General features: G+C 31.2%; 17 protein-coding genes and 1 other RNA gene. 11 read left to right on the top strand and 7 right to left on the bottom strand.

From position 1 onward, the window contains the following. Positions 1 to 369: 369 nt before the first annotated feature. Entirely contained in the window at positions 370 to 1,218 is an 849-nt protein-coding gene (locus tag VDP25_RS03550; protein ID WP_334466973.1) for a hypothetical protein, read from the bottom strand. 334 nt (positions 1,219 to 1,552) lie between these two features. Then, positions 1,553 to 3,589, bottom strand: coding sequence for a dipeptidyl-peptidase 3 family protein (locus VDP25_RS03545; RefSeq protein ID WP_334466971.1), 2,037 nt, complete (start codon positions 3,587 to 3,589; stop codon positions 1,553 to 1,555). A 94-nt stretch (positions 3,590 to 3,683) separates the two neighbouring features. Here VDP25_RS03545 and VDP25_RS03540 point away from each other — a divergent pair, with 94 nt between their 5' ends. Together VDP25_RS03540 and crcB are read left to right on the top strand one after the other, a co-directional pair. Beyond that, complete coding sequence (locus VDP25_RS03540) at positions 3,684 to 4,703, top strand: SRPBCC family protein (protein ID WP_334466970.1); 1,020 nt, start codon at positions 3,684 to 3,686, stop codon at positions 4,701 to 4,703. A 52-nt stretch (positions 4,704 to 4,755) separates the two neighbouring features. Then, positions 4,756 to 5,121, top strand: coding sequence for a fluoride efflux transporter CrcB (gene crcB, locus VDP25_RS03535; RefSeq protein WP_334466969.1), 366 nt, complete (start codon positions 4,756 to 4,758; stop codon positions 5,119 to 5,121). Between the two features lie 96 nt (positions 5,122 to 5,217). On the opposite strand, the gene VDP25_RS03530 is transcribed toward crcB, so the two are convergent. Then, on the bottom strand, positions 5,218 to 5,586 hold the full coding sequence (locus tag VDP25_RS03530; RefSeq protein WP_334466968.1) for a DUF1801 domain-containing protein: 369 nt from the start codon (positions 5,584 to 5,586) through the stop codon (positions 5,218 to 5,220). 6 nt (positions 5,587 to 5,592) lie between these two features. Further along, entirely contained in the window at positions 5,593 to 5,718 is a 126-nt protein-coding gene (locus VDP25_RS03525) for a hypothetical protein (RefSeq protein ID WP_334466967.1), read from the bottom strand. A 108-nt stretch (positions 5,719 to 5,826) separates the two neighbouring features. Here VDP25_RS03525 and VDP25_RS03520 point away from each other — a divergent pair, with 108 nt between their 5' ends. From VDP25_RS03520 to VDP25_RS03485, 8 genes are all read left to right on the top strand, one after another. After that, positions 5,827 to 6,435, top strand: coding sequence for a hypothetical protein (locus VDP25_RS03520; RefSeq protein WP_334466965.1), 609 nt, complete (start codon positions 5,827 to 5,829; stop codon positions 6,433 to 6,435). Then, a complete protein-coding gene (locus VDP25_RS03515; RefSeq protein ID WP_334466963.1) occupies positions 6,432 to 6,809 on the top strand; it encodes a hypothetical protein in 378 nt (125 codons plus the stop codon). Before VDP25_RS03520 ends, VDP25_RS03515 begins: the two co-directional genes overlap by 4 nt. 24 nt (positions 6,810 to 6,833) lie before the next feature. Then, entirely contained in the window at positions 6,834 to 7,127 is a 294-nt protein-coding gene (locus tag VDP25_RS03510) for a winged helix-turn-helix domain-containing protein (RefSeq protein WP_215925491.1), read from the top strand. 93 nt (positions 7,128 to 7,220) lie between these two features. Further along, a complete protein-coding gene (gene creD / locus VDP25_RS03505; RefSeq protein ID WP_334466961.1) occupies positions 7,221 to 8,612 on the top strand; it encodes a cell envelope integrity protein CreD in 1,392 nt (463 codons plus the stop codon). Positions 8,613 to 8,683: 71 nt separating this feature from the next. Beyond that, positions 8,684 to 8,977, top strand: coding sequence for a hypothetical protein (locus VDP25_RS03500; RefSeq protein ID WP_334466960.1), 294 nt, complete (start codon positions 8,684 to 8,686; stop codon positions 8,975 to 8,977). A gap of 9 nt (positions 8,978 to 8,986) precedes the next feature. Then, positions 8,987 to 9,418 carry a ribosomal maturation YjgA family protein gene (locus VDP25_RS03495; RefSeq protein ID WP_334466958.1) on the top strand — a complete coding sequence of 144 codons (432 nt, stop codon included), beginning with the start codon at positions 8,987 to 8,989 and terminating at the stop codon, positions 9,416 to 9,418. Beyond that, complete coding sequence (locus tag VDP25_RS03490) at positions 9,381 to 10,046, top strand: DUF1361 domain-containing protein (RefSeq protein WP_334466957.1); 666 nt, start codon at positions 9,381 to 9,383, stop codon at positions 10,044 to 10,046. The genes VDP25_RS03495 and VDP25_RS03490 overlap by 38 nt, the downstream gene beginning before the upstream one ends. Before the next feature lie 4 nt (positions 10,047 to 10,050). Beyond that, the gene (locus VDP25_RS03485) at positions 10,051 to 10,434 is read left to right on the top strand and encodes a hypothetical protein (RefSeq protein WP_334466955.1); all 384 of its coding nucleotides are present in this window, start codon (positions 10,051 to 10,053) and stop codon (positions 10,432 to 10,434) included. A gap of 4 nt (positions 10,435 to 10,438) precedes the next feature. On the opposite strand, the gene VDP25_RS03480 is transcribed toward VDP25_RS03485, so the two are convergent. The 3 genes from VDP25_RS03480 to VDP25_RS03470 all read right to left on the bottom strand — a co-directional run bounded on the left by VDP25_RS03480 (position 10,439) and on the right by VDP25_RS03470 (position 13,626). Continuing rightward, on the bottom strand, positions 10,439 to 11,233 hold the full coding sequence (locus VDP25_RS03480; RefSeq protein WP_334466953.1) for an SDR family NAD(P)-dependent oxidoreductase: 795 nt from the start codon (positions 11,231 to 11,233) through the stop codon (positions 10,439 to 10,441). Continuing rightward, positions 11,220 to 12,425, bottom strand: coding sequence for an NAD(P)-dependent oxidoreductase (locus VDP25_RS03475; RefSeq protein WP_334466952.1), 1,206 nt, complete (start codon positions 12,423 to 12,425; stop codon positions 11,220 to 11,222). Before VDP25_RS03475 ends, VDP25_RS03480 begins: the two co-directional genes overlap by 14 nt. 331 nt (positions 12,426 to 12,756) lie before the next feature. After that, positions 12,757 to 13,626 (bottom strand): DMT family transporter, encoded by an 870-nt coding sequence (locus tag VDP25_RS03470; RefSeq protein ID WP_334466950.1) that lies wholly within the window; start codon positions 13,624 to 13,626, stop codon positions 12,757 to 12,759. Positions 13,627 to 14,119: 493 nt separating this feature from the next. On the opposite strand from VDP25_RS03470, the gene ssrA reads away from it, so the two are divergent. Further along, positions 14,120 to 14,515: a transfer-messenger RNA gene (ssrA, locus tag VDP25_RS03465) on the top strand. Positions 14,516 to 14,598: the final 83 nt, after the last annotated feature.

The raw sequence follows: 14,598 nt of genomic DNA, 5'->3' as shown, positions 1-14,598 counted from the left end.
CAAATAAAGATTTATAGATTTCTATATTCAACTGCAAAAGACCAAAATTTATCATTCTACTTTTACTATTCGGTTTGGATGGATAAATTAATCGTTTAATTCTGCATTAAGTTCACGATTTTCAATTCAAACCTTTACACTTAATTTCTGAATTTTCTTTCAGAGTATTGTCCTAAAAAATACGCAATCAAGATAGGAACTATTGAAAAAGCAATATATTTTTCTAGAATTCCGTATTCCGATAACAAGATCAATAGTGCAGTTGCTAATATTATAAAAACGATATCAAATGTTCTTTTTCTCATCTTAATATTTTTTTAAATTGAGTTTCACAATGAATGCCAGCGTGTTTGTTAATGTTTAGTTATTTTATTTAGCTAAAGTATATTTTATTAATTCATTTTTTTCATGGTCAACTAAAGATAAACTTCCGTTATTTCCATAAACGTATGTCCAACCAAAAGGTTCATTTTCTATCCTATAAATTTTTGATTTTTCTTTAGTTTCAATCAATTCGAGTTTTTCTATTCGTTTGTACTTTTTTATGTATAGATTATTATCTGACATTTTTACAAATGAAAATTCACCTTCATCCTTTTGATTTTTGAACGATTGAAGATACCAACTATTTAAAACGGCAACTTCATTTAATTTACGCAATTTATTTTGATTTTGATATGACTTTAAAAGTTCATCAACAATATGGTCTCTTTTTATTTTGCTCAATTTATTTAAGAGCTCTGAATACTTTAGTTCTTGATTGATTAATGAATAGTTATAAAATGTAAGCGATACACTTTCTAGTTGATATGCGGGATATTTTCCACCAAAACTATCAATAGCACCTCCAATTTCCGCGCATTTTTCAATTATTGGCCAATATGCAATTTGGCATTGTCCTATATAATTATGAGAAAGATTAAGTACTGTTAACAAACCACCAGAACCATTTGGTTTATATTCATTTAATTTATGAATATCAAACATTAAAGCCGTTTTAATCATATTTGAAATAGATATACTATCTGCGATTCTTAAATCGGTTGTATTGACCAAAACTTCTTGATCAATGTGATAAAGTTTATTCCAATATGCTTCTAATTCATTTGCCGACTTTAAATTTTCAACCTCTGTTCGGTATTCTTCAATTGGAATTTGAGAAAAACTCAACCCCACTGAAAACAATAGTATTAACAAAATCGTAATATTTTTTTTCATAATAAATGCAAATTATTTATGTCTGGTTAAGTAACTCATTTAGCAACTACAAAGCCAATAGAAAAAGTGTTTTAAAGTTACTATTGGTTCTTGATAATTATTTGTAACGTGTTTATTAGTTGCGTGATTTTGCAACTAATGTAATAAACAAAAATGAGCACGAGAAAATTCGGATATACTAACTCGTGAATACACTAAATTCTTACATGAGAAATTATTGTATATAGGCTTCCTTTTTTTCAATTTAACATTATTCTAAATACAAGTCTTGTAAATATAAAAAAAAGCACCTACAAAACTGTAAGTGCTTTTTTTATTATATAATAGTAATCTATTAATTTACATCTGGAAGATGACTATAGATTTTTCCATATTTTAACATTTGCTCTGCGAATGTTTTTGGTTGCGTAATTTTAATCGCTGTAATTTCACCGTCTTTGTCCATTACTGGCTCTAAAACAGGGTTAACAAAACCACTGTAAGGAGGCGAAGGAAACTGCTTGTTACGCTCAATAACTTCTTTATGAATATTTTGATCTACTTTTACTCCGTAACCTTCAACTAAAGCTTCAACAGCCTCGTAATCGCCTTCAGATTTAATACGTTGAGTTTCTCTTAATAATTGTCCAAAAAGATCATGTAATTTTTCATAATCATTGATATTAAAATAGGTTTTTCCATCTCTTGTAATTTTCTCAATCACATTATCTGCTTTTCCTTTTTCGTAAGCCCAAGCAGAAACCCACTGTCTGTTTCTCATGTGTGCTTCTTCTACATCATCACCGAGATTTAAACGAATTAACTGTGTCATTAATCCATTTCTAATATAACCATCAAAGGCAGCCTTACCTACTTTTTCCCAATCGTCAACTAAACCAAGTTCTTGTAATTTAGAATCGTATAAATAGTACAAACCAACTAAATCTGCACGTCCTTCTTCTAAAGTAGATGCATATGTTTTTAGTGTTTCTTTAGTTTCACCTACACCAGGATTTAATTGTCCTGAAGCATGACCAATTACTTCGTGCAATGCCGTGTGTAATTTATCTGCTAATTGTCCGTATTCTTCTTCTAATTGAATCTCTTCTTCATCGTTTGCAAATTCTCTCAATCGTCCAGAACCACCTGCGTTATTATAGGCATGAATAATATTTCCAAGAGATACTGATTTACTTCCTACAGCAGCTCTAATCCAATTGGCATTTGGTAAATTAACTCCAATTGGAGTACTTGGCGATGCATCTCCAGCTTCACCAGCTACGTTAACAACTTTATAAGTTACACCAACAACATTATCTTTTTTATGAGCATCCATTAAAGGTGAGTTATCTTCAAACCACTGTGCATTTTCAGAAAGCACAGCCATTTTTTTAGACATATCAAAATCATTAATCTGAACAATACTCTCATAAGACCCTCTGTAACCTATTGGATCGTTATAGACTTCAATAAAACTATTGATGTAATCAATATTACCTTTAGTTGCTTTTGTCCATGCAACGTTATAATCGTCCCAAGTTTGTAAATCACCTGTCATATAATACTTTATTAATAAATCTAAAGCATGACCTTGTTCTTCATTTTCTGCAACTTCTCTTGCTTTTCCTAACCAGTTAATTATTTGAGCAATAGCAGAGCCATATAAACCATCTAAATGATACACACGCTCTTTTAAGACTCCGTCTTCCTTTACCAATTGAGAATTTAAACCATAAGATAATGGCTTATCTGGATCAGGTGATGTTTTGTCTTTGTAGAAATTAAGAACATCCGCGTTTGTAACATCTGGACCATAAAAGTTTACTGCAGATGCCAATACATTATCAACGCCTTTTGCTTGATTCACTTTCTTAGCATCCTTATCGTTAAAAATGACATCAAACACGTCTTCAGCAAGCTCTGTTTTTGTTGCTTTAAACAATTCTCTTAAATCTTCTCTAGAGAAATCTGGCTTTATTTTATCGTTAGAATAGTGATGGTGAATTCCATTACTAAACCATACACGCTTTAAATAAATAGTAAAATTTTTCCATGTATCAGATGTTTTATCACCTGAATATTTGGTATAAACATTTTCTAAAGCACGTCTAATTTTAAGGTTGTGTCTGTAATTCTGATCCCACATTATATCTCTACCAGCAAGACCTGCTTCTGTTAAATAGTAAACTAACTTTTGCTCCTTTAAACTCAAGTTATCCCAACCTGGTATTTGGTAACGTAATATTTTAATATCGGCAAACTCTTCTACATTAAAACTGAAGTCTGTTTTAGCTGTTTCTACAGTTTCAGTTGGTTCTTCCTTTACATCATTCTTACATGCCACAATTAATAAGGCAAAAAGACAAATTTTAAATAGTGATTTTAAATTCATATTTGTTAGTTTTTAGTTCTACACAAATGTAACATATATATCACATATCATAAAATGACTATCTTTGAAAAACAACACCATTTAATCCCTAAAAATGAAAATCTTAAAATACATACTATTACTACTATTAATACTTATCATCGGGTTATCAATTTATGTTGCTGTACAACCAAATTCCTTTGAAGTTACACGAAGTAGAACCATAAATGCACCACAATCTGTAGTGTATGATAATGTTATTGATTTTAAAAATTGGGAATCTTGGTCTGCTTGGGTTGAAGCAAAACCTGATATTATAATTACATTAGGAGAAAAGACTAAAGGTATTGGCGGTACTTTCCAATGGAATGATGACAATGACATAGGAAACATGACTACAACTGATACAAAACCCAATACAACGATTACACAAGAAATGCAATTTGGCGAATTTCCAAAATCTGATGTTACTTGGAAATTTGAACCTAACGAAGATGGCTCAACAGAGGTAACCTGGACTATTTCTGGAAAAGATTTACCTTTTGGTTTTAAAATGTTTTCTGCATTTACAGGTGGTATGGAAAAACAAATTGGTCCTGATTATGAAAGAGGTTTAGAAAAACTAGACAGTGTAATACAGGCCGAAATGAAAGTATATAGCATAAAGGTTGAAGGCATTACACAACACAGTGGAGGTTACTATTTATATAACACAACATCTTGTAAGTTTGGTGATTTTAAAAAAAACATGACAACTATGCTACCAAAAGTTGGTGCCTATGCTATAACGCACAATATCACTATGGCTGGTCCTCCTTTTGTTTTATATCATAAATGGGATGAAGAGAATGATGCTGTTATTTTTTCTTGTGCTGTACCTACCAATTCTAAAATTGTTTCTGATGATCCTGATATTTTAACAGGAAAACTAGAATCTTTTAGAACTGTAAAAACCGTTTTAAAGGGTAATTATTCTAACCTAAAAGAAGCATGGGAAACGACCATGACTTATATTGCCGATAATAATTTAGAAATAGTTGATGGCGGATCGATGCTTGAAACCTATATCACAGATCCAATGTATGAACTAAACCCTTCAAAATGGATTACTGAAATCTATATAGAAATTAAGTAGATTGATTTAAAAATGAAAAAAAAAAACTAACAACTAACGATTAAACTAAAATTTGAAACAGCTAATTCTCGTATTTCTAGGTGGTGGTTTTGGTAGCGTCCTCCGTTTTATTATTGGTAAATGGCTTAATAACTCTAATACAGGAATTCCTTATGGCACATTTGCAGCTAATATTATAGGGAGTTTATTAATAGGAATTATTCTTGGTATGGCTGCTAAAAACGAAACCTTATCTCAAAGCCAAACCTTACTTTTAGCTACTGGTTTTTGTGGTGGTTTTACAACCTTTTCTACCTTTGCATATGAAAACCATGTGTTTTTAAAATCTGGTGATTTTATGAGTTTTGCTATTTATACGGTTGCTAGTTTTGTTATAGGCTTTTTAGCTGTTTTTTTAGGACTCTTTTTAGTAAAATAAACCTCTTAAAAGTTACTGAGATTGATAGAGGTCTTTTTAGAATTACACAACCAAATATTTTAATCCCCTAAAACCATAACAATAAAAAAACGGATATTAATTTTTTCGATAAAATCCCTTTTCCTTAAAACTCTCCACTTCTTTTAATATTGAAATAAAAACAGCATCATCAATATCTTCTAGCGTTTTATAACGTAATGATTTTACAACTTTTCGCTTTTCTGTTATCAGATAAGCATCCCATTTTTTAGATAAGTGTGCAGAGTGCCAAAACCCAACATCTACATAATCTTTACTTCGATTTAGATAACACATTGGTCGTTTTTCAATGTAATAACACGGCATTCTCCATTTGTATAATAAATCTGCTTCTGGCAAAGTGTGTGCTATTAAAACCTGTAAATGCAAAAAAATAGATTTGTATGGTTCTGGTTGTTTAAGGATGTGCACTTCTGCTGGATTCATTTATTGTTAATTTAAGTTATTAATCATTATTCTATTAAAAAAGTCGCGTTCACCATCCCACTTATCTAACGTTGCTAATCCTAACAAAAATCCACCAGAAATATTGGCTATCGCTAAAAGTAATTCAATCATATTGCTTTAATATTTTAACTGATAAGTCATAAATCTAGTCAAATCTCTAAAATAAATTTGTTGAAATCGAATATTTCACTTTACTTTGTATTTCAAAGTACTTTAATTATGAGTGACAAAGATTATTTAAAAGATATCAGTGAAATTAAAAATTTGATGAATAAATCATCTCGTTTTATTTCATTAAGTGGCTTGACTGGAATCTTAGCTGGCATTTACGCGCTCATTGGTGCTGCACTCACCTATTATATAGTAACAACTTATAGTTACGGAACACTTATATTAGATGGTTGGGTTTTTAGAACTGTGATGCTCATCTTATTCTTAGTTGCATTTTTTAGTGCCACAACAGGAATTTTTCTAACAACAAGAAAAGCAAAAAAGAATGACGAGAAAATATGGGATAACTCTTCTAAGCGATTACTCTTTAACTTTTTAATTCCATTAGTTGCTGGCGGACTTTATATACTCATTATTTTAAGTCAAGGAAAATATGGCCAAACAGGTGGCTTAATGCTTATTTTTTATGGTTTAGCTTTAATAAATGCTTCAAAATATAGCATTGGTGATATTAAATACTTAGGATTTATTCAAATAATTTTAGGTCTTATTGCAGCGCTGTATCCAGGATTTGGATTTTGGTTATGGGTTATTGGTTTTGGTATTATGCACATTATTTATGGCACTTGGATGCATTTTAAATATGACGTAAAATGAAACTAAAAAACGTTTGGGTTTACATCTTAAGCATTTTACTTTTGTTTTCGTGCCGTTCTAATGAAGGAAAATTTATGATTACAAATAAGAGTAACTTTAATATAGATTCCTTAAGTATTTTACCCGATTCTAAACAGCAGTTAATCCGTTTAGGCAAAAGCAAAACGATTGATTTTTTCACAAAAATGAATAAGGTAACTTCTGATGGTAGTTATGTCATATCATTTAAAAATTCTGAAAACAACACCATCATTTCTAAACGTTTTGGATACTATACAAATGGGTATCAAATTGAAGACGTTATTAATATTACGGTTTTAAATGACACTATTATGATTAATAGTAAATTTGACACCCCTTATGAAATTAAATAAATTCCTGTTTTTACAGGAAACAAGATGAGTATAATAACAAACATAAATAAACTTTTTGATCATAGGATAAGACTTGGTATTATGTCTGTTCTTATGGTAAACGAGTTTGCCGATTTTAATATGCTGAAAGAATTGCTTGGTGCTACAGATGGTAATTTGGCAAGCCATACCAAAGCTTTAGAAAAAGCAGACTATATTTTAGTAGAAAAACAATTTATTGGCCGAAAACCAAACACAAGATATAGTGTTACTAAACTCGGAAAAGCAGAATTTAAAAAACATATTGAAGCCCTAGAAAAATTAATACACAAAACATAATATATAGACTACGCTCAGTATGTCTCCTTTTTTTTAACTATTCACTTTGAAAAACAAAGTACTTTATAACATAACAAATTAAATACACACAACATGGAAAATCCTGAACACCCAAACACCGAGAATCAAAAACCCATACACCAACCTAACAAGTTTGGTCAATGGTTAAAAACCTCAATCACAGCAAGAATGCTAATGGTTGGTACTTTAATTCTCGTATTGCTTATTCCCTTAACTTACGTTAATTTACTCATTGAAGAACGCTCTTACAGACAACAAGATGTTGTACAAGAGATTAATCAAAAATGGGGAAATGAGGTGATGATGTATGGTCCTATTTTAAAACTACCCTATAAAACCTATTCAGAAACTTCAACCTTTAACGAAAAAACAAAGACATATTTAAAGGAAACCAAAACACACATTAATTACGCTTATATATTTCCAGAAAAACTAGATATTGATGCTTCAGTGAAATCAAAAACCTTGCATTTAGGTAATTTTGAATCTGCTGTTTTTACTTCTAACATGATAATAGAAGGCAATTACAAGCAACCAAGCCTTAAAGATAAAGGCATTAAAAATGAGGATGTCATTTGGGAAAAAGCTTCAATTTTATTTAGAACAACCAACTTAAAAGGCATTAAAAATGAAATGGCAATAAACATAGACGGCACTCCTTATCTTTTTGAAACTAACTATAATGACAATACATCAGGCAACCAATTAGATGAATTAGAAACAGGATTTATAAACGAAGCGCTATTAAAAACCAATTTTAAGTTTAACATGAAAGTAACTTATGATGGTAGTGAACAAATACAAGCCATTCCTGTTGGGAAAACAACAACTATGCAAATGACATCAAACTGGGCAGATCCTGGATTTATAGGCAACTATTCTCCTAATGATGAAACCAGAAGCATAACAAAAGAAGGCTTTAAAGTAGACTGGAAAGTGTTATCTATAAACAGAGCGTTTTCACAAAAATACTTAAAGAAAGTTCCTAGTTTAAAACCGTTTGCTTTTGGTACTAAATTCGTGGTTTTAGTAGATGAATATCAAAAAAGTGAGCGTTCTGCTAAATATGGATTCTTAGTTATTGGGCTCACATTCTTAATATTTTTCTTAATTCAAACCATGAGTAAAATCCATATTCATCCATTTCAATATTTAATGATTGGTTTGGCTTTGGTAATGTTTTACACCTTATTAGTTTCAATCTCAGAACATAGTAATTTCTTAAAAGCATATTTAATAGCTGGTGTATCTGTGGTATTACTTATAACACTTTATTCTAAATCTATACTTAGAAATTTTAAATTTTCGGCATTAATTGGCTTATCACTGACTGCTTTGTATTCATTTATTTACGTCATTATTCAACTTGAAAACTACGCCTTATTAGTTGGCAGTATTGGATTGTTCTTAATCTTAGCAACGGTAATGTTTGTCTCTCGTAAAATTGATTGGAATAACGGATAATTAGTTAGTGTGATGATCCTCGCTCCGCTTCTATCCCAAAGGAATGAGCGAGGTTTTTTAACAGAAAATGTATGAAAACTTTATATCATATTATTAATACAGCCAAACTCATTGGTTTAATCAGTTTTGTGCTTGGCACTTGTTTATTGGTTTCGTTTTTACTATTTCCAAATACAAACTCAATAGTTATTACCGGCTTGTATTATGTTGGCTATGCCACAATAACCAATGCTATTATGTTTCTGATATTAATAATTACAGCATTTGTGTACTGGACTTACAGAAGCCTAGTTTTTAGAACGTGTGGTTTGTTACTCTTAAATATTCCTATTGCCATTTGTTATTTTTTTATAGTCATTAAATAAACATTTAATATGTACCTACAATTCAATAAAAACTATTTAGTATTAGCACACAGTCTTTTTCTTGTAGAATTAGCTATTGCCTTTATCGTTAAAACCGGATTTATTCGCTATACATTTGGCGATTATCTATGTGTTATTTTATTATATGCAATTATTAGAGGATGTACCAATCTGAAAATTTGGGTTTCGGCATTAGTCGTCCTCTTAATTGCTTATCTCGTAGAATTCCTTCAGCTTACCCCATTCTTAACCTACTTTAATTTACAAGACAGTTTTACAGCTAAACTTATTTTTGGAAGCACATTTCAGGTCACAGATTTGCTTGCTTATACTTTAGGAATACTAACCGTATTAGCGATTGAATCTTCAATTTCAAAATTACAAAACAAAAAAATATTAGATTATGGAAGCTATAAAAATATTGATTCAAAGTCGATTTAAAACCCTCTCATTAATAACTGTAGCCTTAACTTTTAGCGTTATTTTACTCATGGTACGTATGAAACTAAACAAATCCTATTTCTTTTTATTTTTAATCTGGAATGTCTTTTTAGCCATCATTCCCTATGCAATTACTATATATCTCAATACGACACCAAACCTAAGTAAGCTAAAACTGATTTTTTGGTCAATTATTTGGTTGGCTTTCTTACCAAATGCACCATATATTGTTACAGATCTTATACATATTAGAATAGGAAACGACGCGCTTTTATGGCTCGATATTTTAGTGGTTCTATCATTTGCATTAAGCGGGTTATTAGTATTCTTTATGTCTATTATAGATATGCAAAGGCTTGTTAAATGTAAATTTGAAAAAACACCTATTGCAACACTTACTATTATTATTCTCTTTTTGTGCGGTTTTGGTGTATACTTAGGACGTTTTTTACGTTATAATTCTTGGGAAATTATTAGTCAACCACAAATTTTGTTTTTAGATGTTTTGAATATTATAATTGCACCATTTCAAAATTTTGATGCTTGGCTGTTCACCTTAGGTTTTGGAATGTTCTTAGTGGTTGGCTTTTGGATGTTTAAGAATTTGAATCAGTTTGAAAAGAATTAAAATCATGAAAAAAGCAGTTATTCTTATTTTCGTTTTCACCATTTGTTCTTGTAACCTTTTTAATAAGAAAGGCATTGATTTTGTTATAAAAAACAATTCTAACGTTGAAATTGAAAACATAAAGCTTTATACCAGCGAAAACTTAACAGTAAAAGATTTGGAAAGTCTAGGTCCAAATGACAGCATGGAAGGTTTTCTGCCTATGACAAACAATAAAAAGGATGGTAGTTATATTTTAGAATTTAATAGACTAAATAAAGATAAAGAGACACATAAACAGGGCTATTATTCAAATGGAAGTCCATTAAACAAATGGATCCAGTTTAATATTAAAACAGATACCACGATCACTAGACTTAGTAAGGCTAGCATCTATTTAGATATTTAATGGATTAACATTCACGATTCTTATCCTGAATTTTCCTTACAATTTTAGTCGTTCTATTTCGAGTTAAAACTCGTGGCAGAAAAGATAAAAATTTATTAAACACACCGGGAATTGCTATGACCTTACCTTTTTGCATTGCTTTGTAGCCATAAAGAGCAACTTCTTTTGCGCAGGCCATATTAAAAGCTATTTTATTTTCTGCAGTATCTTCAGATACAGTACTTTGAAATGCTGTTTTTGTTGGACCAGGACATAATGCTGTCACTGTCACTCCTGTGCCCTTTAATTCGTTAGAAATAGCTTCAGAAAAAGATAAAATATAAGCTTTTGAAGCATAGTATAAAGCCATTAATGGACCAGGTTGAAATGCGGCTAAAGACGATAAGTTTAAAATTTTACCCGAACCACGTTCAACCATGCCTGGTAAAATTAACTTTATTAAATGCGTTGTTGTTAAAATATGAAGATGCAGCATTTGCGATCCTCGCTCCCAATCTGTCTCGTAAAAAGTACCAAACAAACCAAAACCTGCATTGTTTATAATAACATCTATGTTAAGCGTATTGAGATCGTCATAAATCTCTTGAGCAATATTTATAACACTCAAATCCTTTACCATTACGATAATTTGAGTTGGATACTCTTTTAAAATATTAGCTTTTGCCGCTTCTAATTTTGCTGAATCTATATCAATTAAAACCAGATGGTAACCATCCTTAGCTAACAAAAGTGCTAACTCAAACCCTAAACCTGAAGCTGCTCCTGTTACTAAAGCTGTTTTAATATTATTGTTTCCCATCAATATAATCCTGTAGATAGCTAAAACGTTTTGTTAACTTACCGTTTTCTGTGATTTTTGCGCGTTTTAAAACTTCGTTTTTATCATTATTAAAAAATGCAGGAATCACATGTTCTAAAAAGGTAGTACCAAAACCTTCACTGGCATCTTTTGGTAATTCGCAAGGTAAATTATCTACAGCCATAACTGTAATGGCATCTTTTGCATCAAAATCTACTTCGACTTCTTTTTGAGGATCGTAACCATAAAAAGGGTCTGCTATTGTTGATGGTCTAATAGTACTTGCTACAGGGCCATCAATATCACAAGATATATCTGCCACTAAATTTATTCTAAAATCAGGATGTTTGGCGTCTTCTCTTGTAAATAAATAAGGTGCATTATTACCATAAAAATGACCTGCTATAAAAAAGTCAGTTTCCTTAGCATAAGGCATAAAATTACTCTCGTAACCTGAAGGGTCTTTATAAAACTTGTACTTATCTCCTACTTTACCATCTTTTCGTTTGGCATACTCCATAACATCTGCCATAACATAAACAGGCTCTGTAAACTGAGACGTTAAATACAAGGCGTCGCTAACTTCTTTAATACCTAAATGATCTAAAATCTCTTTTGCTCCGTAAGCCACTTTCCCTGTTCCTGTAAGTAATATTTTGATATTAGGAAGTGTAATTTTATCTAACTCTGCTTTTACAGCATCTAAATCGGCAAGTGTTTCTACTTTTGGTAAATTGAATAAATTATCTCTCAATCCTAAAGCTCTAAAACCATTGTAAGCTCCAACTAAACCTGCATAGCGACCAAAACCTATAAGTCTTGCTCCACTCTTCTTCACTATAGTTTCATGATCAAACATTTCAATATTCTTCTCTAGCATAGCAACTAGAAGCTTTCTATTGTAAGGTTGTTTTTTTATGGTATGTGAAAAATAAAAGTATTTCTTATTTGGAATTAGATCTTCTATTGGCACTTCTTTTACACCAATCATTACATCGGCATGCGACACATCTTCTAATACTTCAAAACCTAACTTTCTGTATGCCTCATCAGGAAAAACACGAATATCTGAAGATTCTATTATAAAATTAGCTTCAGGAAATTGAGTTCTAGCTTCAGCTAAAGTTTCAGGAGAAAAGACAACTCGTCTGTCTGGTGGATTTTTACGTTCTTTTATGATAGCAAATGTCATAGATAAATTTTAAAATTGAGATAGTTCTACATTAAATATTGCCAGTATTTATATTACAAATACATTATTAATTTCTTTAAATAGACTCAAAGAAATTCAATAATTCTAGCATTTAATTTTGAAAATATTTTCACGAAAATAAGCGGATTTGCATGTTTTCGCAAACATTCTTTGGTTAAAAATATTTACATGCCTTAAGGTCCGCAACAGCATTCATTAAATATTACAGGCTTCTGGTTTACGGTACTTTAATTATTGTTTTTTTTACAAACGCTGTTCAAATAACTTATTACCAGAACTATCGTTGTAAATAAAACCACGATTAATACAGTTAAGCTTTAGTTTTAAGCAACGCTTTTTCATAAAATGTAAGTCTAATTCCAAAGAGTAATACAATACCTCCAATTACCATTTGTAAGGACACTTGTTCATCTAGTAGCCACCAAGCTAAAATGGAAGCCAATACAGCTTGTCCTAACAAACTTACAGAAACTCTTGTTGCGCGCATGTGCTTTGTTGCAAAACTAATAAGTAGCCATGCTAACAACTGACACACCACGCCTTGAACCACTAATACCAACCACCCAGCATCTGAAAATCCCGTAAACGGTTCATTAAAAACATAACTAAGTACACCTAAGGCTATAGTAGAAGATAATAGGCTAATCATCATAAAGGTCATGACCTCCATTTCTTCTAAAATAGTTTTACTTAATAGCATATAAACAGCATAGAGCATTCCTGACAAGACACCAAAAATAAAAGCGATATTAAAATCAAAATTGAGAAACAAATCAAATCCGACTAAAAGCACCATACCTATAATGGCCACAACGGTACCCATCCAAAAATTCTGTTTTGGTTTATCTTTTAGAAATAAAAAAGCTCCAACACCTACCCAAACAGGAGACAGGTTAGTCAGCAAAGTTGCTTGTGTGGCTGTTGATTGCTGAATCGCAATATTCCAAACACCAACATCTAAACCAAATACAACTCCACAAATCATAGAAAACCCTAATGCTTTTTTAGACGTTACCTTAAACTGTTTTGTTATAAGAACGTAAGGCACAATAAAAAGAGAAGCTATGGCCATTCTGTAAAATGCTGAAACAAGTCCTGGTGTAAGATTTAGCTTCACCAATATTGGAAATATTGATATACAAATAATGCCAATCGCAAGTGCTATTCTTGGTTTTGTCATGTGTTGTTGAATTAGTAAATTGAAGTCGGCAAAAATAAGCTTTAAAACAACTATTCCTTAAAACTCTATACCCAATTTATAATGTTAAAACACCTATAGAATTTAGAGAGGTAAACGTAATAAATTTTATTGATGGATTATGTGACTAAAATTCTTTTTTCACTTTAGAAAAACACTTCCTTCTGATACCTAAAGATTAAATATATATACTGACACTATTTCTGCAAATACATATAAAACAAGATTGGTATAGCTTTTGCATTAGTATTTTTAGTAATTTTGCAGCCCTTGAACTTATACTATAGGTTTCTTGGATTAGTGCGTTAGGGATGGAAGCGGCATCCTTTTGCTTTTTTGAGCAAAAGATATAGCGGACAGCCCGACCTGAAAAGGTAACGCCCAAAATATTATTATCATTTATGGATGGATGAGTTCCTGAAGCAAGTTTAGGATTAATTCAATGACGTAAATTAAAAATTTACTATTTCATTATGGGGTCGACTGGTTTTGACAGCGAGATTAATTAGATGGTAAGCACGTGGTGTAATGGCATTGAAACACCTAAAAGGCTAGACCAAATTTTAAACGGCGAGAATAACTACGCTTTAGCTGCATAATCTGAATTATAGTAAGATTCGTGCTCATTCCTACTAGGTAGGAAGGCTAAATGTCTCCAGAAAGCCTTGGTTAATGGCGTTCTTTTTTGAGGCATCGTAAAAATTAACTAAGATTAGGTAGCGCTTTGATGCCTTTTCGAGATTAAAAAGCTAAGTTGTAAGTGGGTTGTCTTTAACCAGCTTGCAATCGAAAACCCAAGAAAAGAATAAACGTGTAGAAAGCCCTTTGGTTACTTGTTTGGACGAGAGTTCGATTCTCTCCGACTCCACAATTTAAAAGCCTTAATCATTTAACCCAAATGATTTAAGGCTTTTTTTTGGTTTTAGTATCTTTAAAAACCATAAAAAAAAGGAA

The sequence above is a fragment of the Winogradskyella sp. ECml5-4 genome, from assembly GCF_036903175.1.
In the GTDB taxonomy this organism is placed as follows: Bacteria; Bacteroidota; Bacteroidia; order Flavobacteriales; family Flavobacteriaceae; genus Winogradskyella; species Winogradskyella damuponensis.
Note: the sequence above shows the minus strand (reverse complement) of the source record. Positions and strands in the feature narration are given on the sequence as shown.

Excerpts from the sequence above, each read along its gene's own strand:
- VDP25_RS03525 (WP_334466967.1), bottom strand. The coding sequence starts at position 5,718 with ATGATTGAATTACTTTTAGCGATAGCCAATATTTCTGGTGGATTTTTG.
- VDP25_RS03515 (WP_334466963.1), top strand. The coding sequence starts at position 6,432 with ATGAAACTAAAAAACGTTTGGGTTTACATCTTAAGCATTTTACTTTTG.
- VDP25_RS03510 (WP_215925491.1), top strand. The coding sequence starts at position 6,834 with ATGAGTATAATAACAAACATAAATAAACTTTTTGATCATAGGATAAGA.
- VDP25_RS03475 (WP_334466952.1), bottom strand. The coding sequence starts at position 12,425 with ATGACATTTGCTATCATAAAAGAACGTAAAAATCCACCAGACAGACGA.
- VDP25_RS03545 (WP_334466971.1), bottom strand. The coding sequence starts at position 3,589 with ATGAATTTAAAATCACTATTTAAAATTTGTCTTTTTGCCTTATTAATT.
- creD (WP_334466961.1), top strand. The coding sequence starts at position 7,221 with ATGGAAAATCCTGAACACCCAAACACCGAGAATCAAAAACCCATACAC.
- VDP25_RS03495 (WP_334466958.1), top strand. The coding sequence starts at position 8,987 with ATGTACCTACAATTCAATAAAAACTATTTAGTATTAGCACACAGTCTT.
- VDP25_RS03480 (WP_334466953.1), bottom strand. The coding sequence starts at position 11,233 with ATGGGAAACAATAATATTAAAACAGCTTTAGTAACAGGAGCAGCTTCA.
- VDP25_RS03500 (WP_334466960.1), top strand. The coding sequence starts at position 8,684 with ATGAAAACTTTATATCATATTATTAATACAGCCAAACTCATTGGTTTA.
- VDP25_RS03490 (WP_334466957.1), top strand. The coding sequence starts at position 9,381 with ATGGAAGCTATAAAAATATTGATTCAAAGTCGATTTAAAACCCTCTCA.
- VDP25_RS03485 (WP_334466955.1), top strand. The coding sequence starts at position 10,051 with ATGAAAAAAGCAGTTATTCTTATTTTCGTTTTCACCATTTGTTCTTGT.
- VDP25_RS03470 (WP_334466950.1), bottom strand. The coding sequence starts at position 13,626 with ATGACAAAACCAAGAATAGCACTTGCGATTGGCATTATTTGTATATCA.
- VDP25_RS03530 (WP_334466968.1), bottom strand. The coding sequence starts at position 5,586 with ATGAATCCAGCAGAAGTGCACATCCTTAAACAACCAGAACCATACAAA.
- VDP25_RS03540 (WP_334466970.1), top strand. The coding sequence starts at position 3,684 with ATGAAAATCTTAAAATACATACTATTACTACTATTAATACTTATCATC.
- VDP25_RS03520 (WP_334466965.1), top strand. The coding sequence starts at position 5,827 with ATGAGTGACAAAGATTATTTAAAAGATATCAGTGAAATTAAAAATTTG.
- VDP25_RS03550 (WP_334466973.1), bottom strand. The coding sequence starts at position 1,218 with ATGAAAAAAAATATTACGATTTTGTTAATACTATTGTTTTCAGTGGGG.